This window comes from Rhodococcus sp. NPDC127593 (genome assembly GCF_042671975.1).
Classification (GTDB): domain Bacteria; phylum Actinomycetota; class Actinomycetes; order Mycobacteriales; family Mycobacteriaceae; genus Rhodococcus_F.
Map to the genome: position 1 here is coordinate 249,433 of NZ_JBHXWI010000005.1, position 12,037 is coordinate 261,469.

Consider the following 12,037-nt stretch of genomic DNA (forward strand, 5'->3'; position numbering starts at 1 on the left):
CGGCTCTTTCGGCATCTTCATCACAGGTATCGCAACTCTCCAGGATTTAACACTACAACCTCTAGTATATGAGGTTATGAGATGTTAGGTTGTGATCGCGCTCATAGTTAATGAAGGAGAGAGTGTCGATGAACGAAGTATTTGACGTAGTTGTCGTGGGAGCCGGATTCGCCGGCATCACCGCCGCCCGAGACCTGACCGCGGAGGGGAAGTCAGTCGTCGTTCTCGAGGGACGCGATCGCATCGGTGGCCGTACCTACACCGATGACAAGATCGGGCGGCCGGTGGAACTCGGCGGCGCCTACGTGCACTGGACACAGCCGAATCTGTGGCGAGAGATGCAGCGGCACGGTCTCGAACTGTCGACTCCCGTGCCGATCGAACGGGTCCATTGGTTGGCCGACGGCGCACTGCACTCGGGCACCGAGGCGGAATTCGACGCCCTCGCCGGCCCAGGTATGGAGCGGTTCGTCCAGGACGCCCGTGACCATTTCCCGTTTCCCTACGATGTCCACGCGACGGACATCGGGGAGATCGATCTGGAGACCTTCACCGATCGGATGAAGCGACTCGATCTCGACCCGGCGGAACGTGACATGCTCGACGGCATTCTCTCGTACACCGTGGCGGCACCCGACCAGCAGGCGGTGTCGCAACTCCTCCGTTGGGCCGCACTATATTTCGGTGACTGGCGAGTTCTCTGGGAGTCGGGCGCCTACTGGCGTATCGCGACCGGAACCAAGAGCCTGATCGAGGCGATTGCCGCCGAATCCTCAGCCGATATTCGGCTGTCGACTCCGGTCTCGGCAATCGCGAACGAAGGCGACGAAGTGCTCGTCACCACCCGATCGGGTGGGACGATCCGCGCCGAGGCTGTCGTCGTGGCCGTTCCGATCAACGCGCTCAACATGATCGAGTTCTCGCCCGCGTTGAGCGAGGGCAGCCAGCGCCTCTCGGACGAGGGGCATCCGATGCGCAACCGCAAGATGTGGGTCCGGGCAAAGGGTGAAATCGAGGCGTTCACCGCTTATGCCCCGTTGGGAGCGAACCCCATCACCATCGCCATGACCGAATACCGTCTCGACGGTGACACCTTGATCGTGTGCTTCTGTCCCGACTCCACAGCGATCGACCCCGATGACAAGGGCGCGGTGCAGGACGCTTTGCGCGCGTACGTGCCCGACCTCGAGGTCGTGGACACCGACGGGCACGACTGGGTGGACGACGAATTCTCGCAGGGTACCTGGATGATGATGCGTCCCGGGCAGTTGTCGTCGGCAGTTCCGGACATTCAGAAGTCGCACGGCCGCGTCTACTTCGCCGGCAGCGATATCGCCCCAACGTTCGTCGGGTGGATCGAGGGGGCTCTCGAAAGCGGCGCGCTCGCCGCTCGGAATGTGGTGCGCGATCAGGCGACCGGCGGCCCGCGGGCCTGAGGGCCGCCCGCTTTCCGGCGACACGACAGAGACGTCGCGCCCACCGATCACATTCGCAACCCCACACTCGACAACTATTTTCCCGGGTGTGCCGTGCGTGAACACGGCACACCCGGGGCACAGAAGGGAATCCCGTGCGCCCCGGCTTGCACAACTTCGTCAAGGATATGGACAAGGCATGGGCTGCCGCGCAGCCCCATGAGGCTCTTGCCGCGCATTTCGCGGAGGACGGCGTCCTGCACGACATGACCTCACCCGGCCCGGCCACCGGCCGAGCCGCGATCGCCGAAGCCCTGAGCGCCTTCACGAACGCCTTCTCCTCGATGGAGTTCCGGAGTTACGTCGTTGCCGATGATGGTGAGACGGCCACCGTTGAGTGGACCGTGACCGGAGTGCATACCGGCGACCTTGACGGAATCGCACCGACCGGCAACCGCATCGAGGTACGCGGCGTCAACCTGCTCAAATGCAACCCCGACGGACAGTTGCTCGAAGAACGCTCGTACTGGGACTCGGGGACGCTGCTACGTCAGCTCGGAGTCTTCGACAACTGACGGAAAGAACACACAGCGGCGCCCGGGGACCTCTCAGGGCGCCGTTGCTGTACGCACCGTCACTCACGCCCCACGTTCCCGGCGGCACACCCCCCGCAACTCACACTCGCATGCCCATTCCCACCCCTTCACAATGGAGATTCCAATGCTGATGACACGCCTCATTGCGGTGACAGCCTTTGCCATTACGGCAGCGGTCGCCACCACCAGCACCGCTGGTGCCGCCCCGGAACAGACCGACCCCCACCATGCATCAGCCCTCGAAACGGAGATCCTTCCCGGCATTCACTACGCGGCGAGCGTCGTCGACAAGTCCGTCGTCCTGACGACCGATGCCGGCTCACTGACCAGCCGCGGCAACCAGTTCCAGGTCCTCGATGCCGCCGGGAATCTGGTAGCCGGCTTCCCGCTGACCTACTACCGGGACGGGAAAGAATGGCCGGTCGCGGCTCAGATCGACGGCAGGAGCGCCACCCTCACACCGAGCACTGAACCCGCAACTGCCACACCGCTCGAAGATGCAGCGCTTCCACTGCAGCCGACCGCCCTGGACGTTCGGTCACCGGAATTCAGCGCAGCCATCATCAACTTCGGAACCGAAGTTGCGCTGGGAGTCGGTATCGGCAGTCTGATCGGAACGGCGATCGGTGCCGGCATCGGATGCGTCGCCGGAGGAGCGCTCGTCGGATCCGCGGTCGCCGTCCCGACGATCGGTACCCTCGCGGTCCCCGGGTTTCTCGGAGGATGCCTGGTTACCGGAGCCGCCGCGGGCGCAATCGGAGCCGTCGCCGGAACCATCATCGTGGGCGGGCCAGTCGCCGTTGCAAGCGCACTCCAGTTCTACGACGCCATCAACGCTCCCGCCGCCGAACCCCTGGCAGGCTGACGACGCACCCTCCAGTGCCATCGACACCTCCTACGCGGAGCGCCCGACGAGCGCCATCACTCGGTCGACCAGGGGGTCGTTACGTGCCGCACTGGCGATGACGAGTGTTTGCAGGCGCGGGGCGTCGACGAGAGGCCGGTAGGTGACCCCCGGGACGACCCCGTCGCAGATCTCCCGTGGAACCAGGCACACACAGTGGGCGGCGGCTACCAGGCCCAGCATTCCCATCAGGCTGTCCGCTCGCCCGCCGTCTCTGGGTTCGAAACCTCCGGCGCGGCAACCTGAGTAGATCAACTGGCTGAGCCCGGGCAACGCGGTCGCGGAAGGCAGCGCGAAATGCTGATGCCGCAAGTCGGCAAGCGTGATGTTGTACCGGGACGCGAGATCGTGCTCGGCGGGCAGTGCGCATACCAGCGGTTCGTCGTGCAGGAGACGGATATCGAGATGGTCCGGGTCGGCCAGTGGAGCTCGCACCATAGCGAAGTCCAGTCGCCGGCTGCGGACCATATCGGCGAGTTCGGCGGAGGTGCGTTGGTAGAGGTGGATGTGCAGCCCGGGCAAGTTGTCGTGGACCATGCCGATCAGGCCGGGGACGGATACGTAGGAGGCCCCGCTGACGAATCCGAGGCGCAGAGTCCCTTCGGCTCCTCGTGCGATCCGTCTGGCGCGTTCGGTTGCGGAGCTCTGCGCGTCCAGGAGGTGCCGTGCATCGAGAGCGAACGCCTGTCCGGCGGGGGTGAGTTGCACCTGGCGAGTGCTTCGTTCCAGCAGCGGCACCCCAATGGCCTTCTCGAGGCGTTTGATCGCCTGCGTGAGGGGCGGCTGACTCATGGACAGACGCTCGGCAGCACGGGTGAAGTGACGCTCTTCGGCGACCACGACGAACTGCTCGAGCAGCCGTCGCGAAAAATCCATATCTTCCATAATATTAATGTTGGCATAATTAGTATTGGATATAGATCGTCATCGGGGCTTTCATTATGGTGTGAAGCACGACAACATCGGTTCGATCGCATCGAGCACATCCATTCCCCCTGGCCCGCGGAAACCATCCACCCATCCCGGTGCGGCAGGCGGTCCTCTGCAAGGACTTCGCGTGATCGAACTGGCCACGGTCATCATGGGCCCCTACGCCGGTCAGCAATTCGGCGATCTCGGCGCGGATGTGATCAAGGTCGAGGCTCCCGGCGGGGATCCGACACGGCAGTTCGAACCGAAACGCCATCCGGGGATGGGCGGCCCCACCCTCAATCTCAACCGCAACAAGCGAAGTGTCACACTCGATCTCAAGGATGCGTCCGATCGAGAATCGCTACTCGCGTTGCTCGAGACCGCGGATGTCTTCCTCACCAATGTCCGCCCCGGCGCCCTCGAGCGGCTGTCGCTGGGATGGGCGGACGTGGTCGCAGTCAATCCACGTCTGGTGTACGCCACCGCACAAGGATTTCGTTCCGACTCGGTGATGCGGGACAACGCGGCCTACGACGACATCATCCAGGCGGCCACCGGACTGGTGTGGCTCAACGAGCAAGTCTCCGGACAGCCGAACTTCATCCCATCGGTGGTGGCCGACAAGGTGTGCGGGCTGATGATGGTGCAATCGGTACTCGCGGCCCTGCACTACCGCGACCGCACCGGACGCGGACAGCACGTCGAAATCCCGATGGCGGACACCATGATCGCCTTCAATCTCGTCGAGCACCTCGCCGGAGCATCACTCGATCCGTCCAACGAGAGCGACTACGGTTACCGGCGGGTGCTCAGCCGTGAACGCAAAGCCTGCCGAACCGCGGACGGGTGGATGTGCATCCTGCCCTACAACGACGCGAACTGGAGGGACTTCTTCGAGTTCGCCGGCGACCCCGCCGCGGCGACCGATCCCCGGTTCACCACCATGGCCGGCCGGGTCGCACACGCCGATGCCCTGTACGCCAGAATGCGCTCCTTGACAGCACAGTTCAGCACCGCCGAGTGGCAACGCATGTGCGACGACGCGAGCATTCCGGCGCATCCGGTCTACAGCCTCGCCGAGAGCGCGACCAGCCGCTACGCGCAGGACGGCGGGCTGCTGACCACGACCGACCACCCCACCGAAGGGCCCTACCACCTGATCGGTCACCCGGTCCGGTACTCCGAGACACCGGCGCAACTGCGCCGACACTGCCCGGCACAGGGGCAGCACACCGAGTCGATCCTCGACGAACTCGACCATCGGCAGCGGAGCAGAGCATGACCACCTGTCGCATCACCGTGAATGGAGACGCCCTGCCATGACCTTTTCCGGAGGCGACCTCGTCGTCACCATCGACAACCACATCGGGCGCATCACCCTCAACCGACCCGAGAAGAAGAATTCGTTCACCGTGGACATGCTCGAGGACTGGGCGCAGGCGCTGCGCGAGTTCCAGCGAGACGAGCGGGTGCGGGTGATCGTGGTCCGCGGCACGGGTGAGGCCTTCTGCGCCGGCGCCGATCTCGCCGACATCGGCGAGATCGATCGCACACCGTTGACCAACCGGAAACTGATGACCGACACGGTCCACCAGGTGGCTCGCGCGGTCGACGACCTGACCAAACCACTGATTGCCGGTGTGAGCGGGCCCGCCGTCGGCGCCGGGATGGATATGGCCCTGATGTGTGACTACCGGATCGCCTCGGCTGCGGCCCGGTTCTCCGAGGGGTACATCCGCGTCGGCCTGGTACCGGGTGACGGCGGCTGCTTCTACCTCCCGCGGCTGATCGGCCGACCCCGCGCGCTGCGGCTGCTGTGGACCGGCGAGTTCATCACCGCCGAGCAAGCTCTCGACTGGAATCTCGTCGACGAAGTCTGCGCCGCCGACGAATTCGACGTCCGACTCGACTCCTTCGCCGCCCAGATCGCCCGGCAGCCTCCCGTGGCGGTCCAGATGATCAAGAACGCAGTACGCCAAGCCGATACCGGCGATCTACGGTCAGCGCTCGATCTCATCGCCTCACACCAGGCGGTGGCGATGACCACATCCGATTCGATCGAGGCACTCGACGCCTACACCACCCGACGAACCCCTGCCTTCGAGGGACGATGACAACCCAGGACACGATGACTACACGAGAACAAGCGCTGCGTGCCGCGGTGCGCGAACTGTGCGCCGAGTGGGACTACGAACCCCGATGCGACGCCTGGGGCGGCGAGGCCGACCCCGACTTCAGCCGGGAACTCGGGCGGCGTGGACTCCTCGCGCTGACCTGGCCGAAGGACCTGGGCGGGGCCGCGGAATCGAACCTCTCCCGCCTTGCGGTCACCGAGGAACTGCTCCGGGCCGGCGCCCCGGTTTCCTACCACTGGGCGGGCGAACGGCAGATCGGCCCGACCCTGATCCGCCACGGCAGCCGGGCGCTCCAGGACGAATTCTGTCCCCGACTGGCCCGGGCCGAGATCAGCTTCGCGCTCGGGATGAGCGAACCGGACGCCGGCTCCGACCTGGCCGCCGTCCGCACCACCGCCACCCGCACCGACGAGGGCTGGGTCATCAACGGCCGCAAGGTCTGGACGAGCGGCGCCCACTTCGCCGACTACCTCTACGTCCTCGCCCGCACCTCCAAAGGTGAGGGTCGGCACGCCGGCCTGAGTGAGTTCGTGGTCGACACGTCCGCGCCCGGGGTGCACGTGCAACCGATCATCGGCATGGACGGCGGACATCACTTCAACGAAGTCGTCTTCGACGAGGTGCACGTGCCCGACCGGTGGTTGATCGGCACCGAGGGACGCGGCTGGCAACAGGTCATCTCGCAGCTCGCCTTCGAACGCGGTGGCCCCGAACGGTTTCTGTCGATGTATCCGGTCCTGGGCGCGGTCCTCGACGCCGAAGTGCTCGACGACACCGACCGCGGCGCACTTCGCGTGCTGACTGCACAGTTGACGGTTCTGCGCTCACTCGCGCGGGACATCGCGGCCGCCTTGGACGCCGGGCGCAGCCCGGTCGCGGAGGCCGCCACCAGCAAGTACCTCGGAAACCGGCTCGAGTTGGCCGTGCTCGAGTTCGTCCGGCCCCTGCTGGCTCGGTGCGATGGGCGAGTACGCGCACTGTTCGACGCGGCTGTGATCGCCTCCCCGAAGTCGGGCCTGCGCGGCGGCGCCGCCCCGGTCATGCTGTCCATCGTCACGAAGGAAATGCAATGAGCACGACGATTCTCACCGACGAAGCCGCACAACTGGCGGCGACCGTCGCCGATGTGGTGGCGACCTGGGCTCTCCCGGTCGCGGGCTGCCTCGTCTCGGAGGCCGAACACTTCCACGCTCAGTGGAAGGTCGCCGAGGAATTGGGATGGACCACGATCCTCGACGACGTCGACTGCACCAGCTTCGAGGGGCTGGCCGAGTCGGCCGAACTCATCGACGCCGCCGCCGCCGTCACCCGCGCCCTCGCCCACGCGGGCGCCACCCTTCCCGTCCGCCAGACCCTTGTTGCGCGCGCCCTCGCCTCCCAGCCGATTGCCCCCGGGCCGATCGTTGTCAGCGCGCACTCGTTCGGGGTCTGGGATCCGATCGCGACCGCCTTCGTCGTTGCCGACGGCACCACCCAGGACCGGGTGGCGCTGGGATCGGTGGACCGCGACGTCGCTGGACGCCCGCTGCACCGAACCGACCACCCGGAGGACCTCGGGGATCGACCCGACGGCGTGCTGGCCCAGTTCCTGCTCGTCCAGGAAATCGCGGGCGCAGCGCGCGGTGCAATCGAGCAGGCTCGCAACTACGTTTCCAGCCGGGTGCAGTTCGGCCGGGCCCTGATCAAGCTTCCCGCCGTGGCCCAGGAACTGGGCCGACTGACAATCGCACAGCTGCAACTCGACGAGGCGATCGCCGAGTTCGCCCGCCGACTGCACACCGCATCCCCCGATCGGATTCACTTCGCTGCCACCGCAGCCCGGGCGCTCGCGGGCGATGTCGCCTCCGACGTCGCCACGCAGGCACACCAACTGCACGGTGCCCTCGGGTTGACCGCCGACGCCACGCTCCGGCACCGCACCCTGCTGCTGTGGGCCGACCGGGACGAAGGGCTGCATCAACGCAACTGGGGCGCGCACACCCTCCCGAATTGCGAGGTCGATCTGTGGTCGCTGAGCCGGCCGGAGCACACGCATCCGCTCTGACAGAGCGTTATCCGCCGGTGTCTCTGCACGAACGCGGCGACCAGATGGTGGCGCAAGATGTCGATCCCGAGCCCGGGCGTGCGTGTTTCGTTGTCCACGCGCGCCTGGGGATCGCGTCAGCTTCCGGCGCCCGCTGCGGCGCGGGTAAATCCCAGAATTGCTTCCGCGCTGCTGGTCATGTGCTCGGCCATCAGGCGGCGCGCCCGCGCGCCGTCTCCGGCTTCGATCGCCGCGAAGATCTTGCGGTGCTGATCATTGGTGGTATGCCGGGCCTGCGGGCCCACTCGGAATGCCCCCATCAGTGGGGTCAACTCGGCCTGCAGCTCCGTCTCTGCTTTCGCCAGCCGGTGCGACCGCGTGCAGGACGCGATGGTGACGTGAAAGGTTGCGTCACACTTGCGGAATTCCTCGAACGCCTCTGCGGCATCCATACGTTCGACCAGTTCCCGCATCCCGGCGAGATCCTCGGTCGTCGCGCGTTCGGCGGCGAGTGCCGCACTCTCCCCGCCGATGGCGATGCGGTAGTCGGTGAGGTCAGTGATGTACTCGTCGGTGATCGTCGCGATCCGCTTCTGCGCCTCGCGCTCGGGAACCGTAAGTGCCAGCTGCTTGACGTAGGTGCCGCCCTGGCGACCGCGTCGGGTCTCGACGTAGCCGGCTTCGCGCATCACCGCGAGCGCTTCGCGCAACGTCATCGCGGAGATCCCCAGCTGCTCGGCCAGTTCCGACTCGGAGGGAAGTCGCGCTCCGACATCGAAGATTCCCAGGCCGATGGCCTCACCGAGTCGGCGAACGGTCTGCGCTACCAGCCCCTCACCGCCGATCGGGGACAGGATGACACTGCGAACGAGCAAGGACGCCGGCGAGGGGGCCCGGGTATCGGACGCCGAGTCATTTGTATCCATTATCTTCACATCATATAGGTCTAGATCGACCGCGTCGACTACTTGCAACTCTAACATCTAATGTTAGAGTTCTAGCATGAGTATCGAATCTGCCACCGATGGCGAACTGCTGAAGATCACCGACCCCGGATTCTCCGCGATGGGCGACGAGATCCGTGCGGCCAGGGAGCGAAACTGGTATGCCCGAACCAATTACGGTCTCGCTGTACTGCGCCACAGCGAAGTCGCCGCCCTGCTCAAGGATCGCCGCCTCCGGCAGGGAAGCTGGTCGTGGCCCGCGCAGAATGGCATCACCGACGGTGTGCTCTCGGACTGGTGGAAGAACTCCCTGGTCGGCATGGAGGGTGAGGACCATGCCCGCATCCGCAAGCTGGTCAACCCCGCGTTCTCCCACTCGGTCATCGCGACGATGACCGAGAGTTTCCGCGAGCTCGCCCACGATGTCATCGACCAGTTTGCCGCCTCCGGCGCATGCGAGTTCATGACGGACTTCGCCGAACCGTACTCTTCTCGTGCCCTGTGCCGACTGCTCGCCCTACCCGAAGAGGATTGGCGCGAGCTCACGCAGCTCTCGTCCGACATGGGGCTGGCCTTCGGCCCCGAGATCGCCGAGCAGCGAGCCACTATCGAAGCCGCAATCCTCGCCCTCTACGCCCGCGCCGACGAACTCGTCGCCCAGCGCCGCCGCCAGCCCACCGACGACTTCGTCTCGCAACTGGTTATCGCAACGGACGAGAATGGGGACCGGCTGAGCGATCAGGAACTTCGGGAGCTGATCACCAGCCTGATCTTCGGCGGCATGGACACCACCCGCAGCCAACTCGGTCTGATGATGCAGGCCTTCGTCGAACACCCCGATCAATGGGCGCTGCTCGCCGACCAGCCGGAACTCGCCGCCCAGGCTGTCGAGGAAGTCATTCGCTTCAATCCGACGATCCACTGGACCACCCGACTGGCCATCGAGGACTTCTCCTTCCAAGATGTCGACATCCCGGAGGGGACGGTGCTCCACCTCATGTCCTACTCCTCCGGCACCGACCCCCTCGCCGTCGGAGACGCAAGCTTCGACATCACGGCCAAGCGCGCCCCCCACTTCGGTTTCGGGGGAGGGCGGCATCACTGCCTCGGGCACTTCGTCGCCCGCCTCGACATCCGCGAAGCGCTGCAAGCCCTTTCGCAGCGCCTCACCCAGCCGCGATACTCCGCCCCGCCCAGCAATCGGCCTCCGACGGGGAACACCGGACCGATCGAGCTTCCTGTGAGCTTCGTTCCAGCACGCCAGAACTGACGAGAGTGGTGACCGGACGGGTGAAAACCTATCGCTTAAACTTTTAATATAAAACCTCTTGTGTTAGCGGTATCACAGCAGTAGCGTTCTCGCTCATCGATCGGAGTGCGTGTCGTCACGCAGCCGGCCAGTCACCCTCACCGAAGGAGTTCACATGACCGAGCGGGAATCCACTATCCACAGGAGTGGACGGAACTGCCTGAGGACGGCGTGCGTCAGCACGGCGACGAAGGCGGCCTGAAATGACCAACCCATCCACGCCCACAACCGGCGGCGACCTCACCGCTGAGGCGCATCTCGAGTCGGGACGTTTGAGCCGGGCCTCACTCGTATCGCTTTCTCTGGCATCCTTTTTCCCCGCAGTCGGCATCGCCTTGGTGCCCCTGCTCGTGTTCAGCACCGCCGGCGCCAATGCGTGGCAGGCATCACTGCTCTCCACGATCGCCGTCATCTGTGTCGGACGAGCAGTCACCGCCTTCGCCCGGCGATACGTCGCCACCGGATCGCTGTACTCCTACATCGGGGAGGTATTCGGGCCCTGGGCCCGATACCTGACCGCGGCCGCACTGCTGGCGGGGTTCATCGCCGCGATCGGAGCACTCGCCGCCGTCGTGGGGATCTTCGCCGGTAGCTTCCTGCTCTCGCACGGGGTCGACAAGGCCCTCACCTTCGGTCCGCAACTGGCAATCTTCCTCGTCGCTCTCGCCCTCGCCGCCGCGATCGCCTACCGCGGCCTCGACACCTCGGTGTGGATCGCGGTGACCCTCGCCGTGCTGTCGTTCCCCCTAGTCCTGGTGATCACCATCGCCAGCGCTGCCAAGACCGGACTCGATCTCGCCGATCAGTTCGGCCTGAGCGAGTTCAGTCTCAGCGGAACGCTCCAGGGCATGGCCGTCGGAGCTGCATTCCTGGTCGGATTCGAATCGTGCACCGCCCTCGCAGCAGAGACTCGCAATCCTCGCCGCAACGTTCCTCTCGCGGTCATGTCCGTCCCAGTCCTCCTCGGCGGTGTCTTTCCTCTGGTCACCATCCTCCAGGTCCCGGGGCTGAAGGCGGCGTCCGCCGAACTGGAGGCCGGGATGTCGGCGCCCGCGGCGCTGGCGCTGCATGCCGGACTCGGCTCCGGGGTCGCCACCGTCAGCGATCTGGTCCTCGCGGTCGCCACCTTCGCCGCACTGATCGGATTCATCAACTACGGTGCGCGTTTCGCCATGACACTCGCCGACGACGGTGTCCTGCCCGCTTCGCTGGGGAAGATCCATCCTCGTCACCACAGCCCCTTCGTCAGCATCGCGGTCATGTCCGTCGCCGGGTTCGTCCTCGTCGCTGCCCTGGTCTTTGCCGCAGGAGATGTGGTGTCGGCGTACTACACAGTCGCTCCGCTGGTCGTGTACCTGTGGGTGCTTCCGTACGTCCTGATCACCATCGGCGCCATTGTGCTCACCGTGCGAGCCCGTGAGAACAGACCGTTCCTGATCGGTGCGTCCGTCTTCGGAGCAGTGGCGACCGCGTGGATGTACATCAACGGGGTGATCAACCCACCGCCCTCGCCGGCCGACACCATGTCCTGGGTCGTGCTGATCGTCCTCGCCGTCCTCCTTGCCGTCTTCGCCGTCACCAAGCGCAGAGCACCGAGCACCGCGGTAGAGGTCTCTCCCCAACCGGCCGCCCAGGTCGAGGAGGTCTGACGAGCTCACATCCGGACAACGTAGTGGGGGGGGGGGCGCGGGCCGCCCCCCCCAACGGTTTGGCGGTTGGTTGGCGGCAGAACACCACCACCGGGGCGGGCGGGTGGGGGGAGTCCACTAACGCGGGGGGCGGGGGGGTGGGCGTGGGGT

At 65.6% G+C, this 12,037-nt stretch carries 11 protein-coding genes; 9 read left to right on the plus strand and 2 right to left on the minus strand.

Translation table 11 applies throughout. The features are described from left to right. Positions 1-128: 128 nt before the first annotated feature. The 3 genes from ACFVJ3_RS06595 to ACFVJ3_RS06605 all read left to right on the plus strand — a co-directional run bounded on the left by ACFVJ3_RS06595 (position 129) and on the right by ACFVJ3_RS06605 (position 2,876). Entirely contained in the window at positions 129-1,436 is a 1,308-nt protein-coding gene (locus ACFVJ3_RS06595) for a flavin monoamine oxidase family protein (RefSeq protein WP_378451304.1), read from the plus strand. 134 nt (positions 1,437-1,570) lie between these two features. Next, a complete protein-coding gene (locus ACFVJ3_RS06600; protein WP_378451305.1) occupies positions 1,571-1,990 on the plus strand; it encodes an ester cyclase in 420 nt (139 codons plus the stop codon). 151 nt (positions 1,991-2,141) lie between these two features. Next, a complete protein-coding gene (locus tag ACFVJ3_RS06605) occupies positions 2,142-2,876 on the plus strand; it encodes a hypothetical protein (protein ID WP_378451306.1) in 735 nt (244 codons plus the stop codon). Positions 2,877-2,906: 30 nt separating this feature from the next. Here the strand turns inward: ACFVJ3_RS06605 and ACFVJ3_RS06610 are convergent, their stop codons facing one another. Continuing rightward, entirely contained in the window at positions 2,907-3,791 is an 885-nt protein-coding gene (locus ACFVJ3_RS06610) for a LysR substrate-binding domain-containing protein (RefSeq protein ID WP_378451307.1), read from the minus strand. A gap of 70 nt (positions 3,792-3,861) precedes the next feature. Here ACFVJ3_RS06610 and ACFVJ3_RS06615 point away from each other — a divergent pair, with 70 nt between their 5' ends. Genes ACFVJ3_RS06615 through ACFVJ3_RS06630 form a run of 4 tightly spaced genes read left to right on the plus strand, consistent with a single transcriptional unit; the run spans position 3,862 to position 8,006 of the window. After that, positions 3,862-5,109, plus strand: coding sequence for a CaiB/BaiF CoA transferase family protein (locus ACFVJ3_RS06615; RefSeq protein WP_378451308.1), 1,248 nt, complete (start codon positions 3,862-3,864; stop codon positions 5,107-5,109). 37 nt (positions 5,110-5,146) lie between these two features. Continuing rightward, the gene (locus ACFVJ3_RS06620; protein ID WP_378451309.1) at positions 5,147-5,941 is read left to right on the plus strand and encodes an enoyl-CoA hydratase/isomerase family protein; all 795 of its coding nucleotides are present in this window, start codon (positions 5,147-5,149) and stop codon (positions 5,939-5,941) included. Between the two features lie 14 nt (positions 5,942-5,955). Then, a complete protein-coding gene (locus ACFVJ3_RS06625; RefSeq protein ID WP_378451310.1) occupies positions 5,956-7,035 on the plus strand; it encodes an acyl-CoA dehydrogenase family protein in 1,080 nt (359 codons plus the stop codon). Further along, a complete protein-coding gene (locus ACFVJ3_RS06630) occupies positions 7,032-8,006 on the plus strand; it encodes an acyl-CoA dehydrogenase family protein (RefSeq protein ID WP_378451311.1) in 975 nt (324 codons plus the stop codon). The genes ACFVJ3_RS06625 and ACFVJ3_RS06630 overlap by 4 nt, the downstream gene beginning before the upstream one ends. Positions 8,007-8,122: 116 nt before the next feature. On the opposite strand, the gene ACFVJ3_RS06635 is transcribed toward ACFVJ3_RS06630, so the two are convergent. Then, entirely contained in the window at positions 8,123-8,911 is a 789-nt protein-coding gene (locus ACFVJ3_RS06635; RefSeq protein WP_378451312.1) for a FadR/GntR family transcriptional regulator, read from the minus strand. Positions 8,912-8,987: 76 nt separating this feature from the next. Between ACFVJ3_RS06635 and ACFVJ3_RS06640 the strand changes: the two genes are divergently transcribed. Next, positions 8,988-10,199 (plus strand): cytochrome P450, encoded by a 1,212-nt coding sequence (locus ACFVJ3_RS06640; RefSeq protein ID WP_378451313.1) that lies wholly within the window; start codon positions 8,988-8,990, stop codon positions 10,197-10,199. A 242-nt stretch (positions 10,200-10,441) separates the two neighbouring features. Further along, on the plus strand, positions 10,442-11,887 hold the full coding sequence (locus ACFVJ3_RS06645) for an APC family permease (protein WP_378451314.1): 1,446 nt from the start codon (positions 10,442-10,444) through the stop codon (positions 11,885-11,887). Positions 11,888-12,037 lie beyond the last annotated feature (150 nt).

Excerpts from the sequence above, each read along its gene's own strand:
- ACFVJ3_RS06635 (WP_378451312.1), bottom strand. The coding sequence starts at position 8,911 with ATGGATACAAATGACTCGGCGTCCGATACCCGGGCCCCCTCGCCGGCG.
- ACFVJ3_RS06620 (WP_378451309.1), top strand. The coding sequence starts at position 5,147 with ATGACCTTTTCCGGAGGCGACCTCGTCGTCACCATCGACAACCACATC.
- ACFVJ3_RS06645 (WP_378451314.1), top strand. The coding sequence starts at position 10,442 with ATGACCAACCCATCCACGCCCACAACCGGCGGCGACCTCACCGCTGAG.
- ACFVJ3_RS06605 (WP_378451306.1), top strand. The coding sequence starts at position 2,142 with ATGACACGCCTCATTGCGGTGACAGCCTTTGCCATTACGGCAGCGGTC.
- ACFVJ3_RS06625 (WP_378451310.1), top strand. The coding sequence starts at position 5,956 with ATGACTACACGAGAACAAGCGCTGCGTGCCGCGGTGCGCGAACTGTGC.
- ACFVJ3_RS06630 (WP_378451311.1), top strand. The coding sequence starts at position 7,032 with ATGAGCACGACGATTCTCACCGACGAAGCCGCACAACTGGCGGCGACC.
- ACFVJ3_RS06595 (WP_378451304.1), top strand. The coding sequence starts at position 129 with ATGAACGAAGTATTTGACGTAGTTGTCGTGGGAGCCGGATTCGCCGGC.
- ACFVJ3_RS06640 (WP_378451313.1), top strand. The coding sequence starts at position 8,988 with ATGAGTATCGAATCTGCCACCGATGGCGAACTGCTGAAGATCACCGAC.
- ACFVJ3_RS06610 (WP_378451307.1), bottom strand. The coding sequence starts at position 3,791 with ATGGATTTTTCGCGACGGCTGCTCGAGCAGTTCGTCGTGGTCGCCGAA.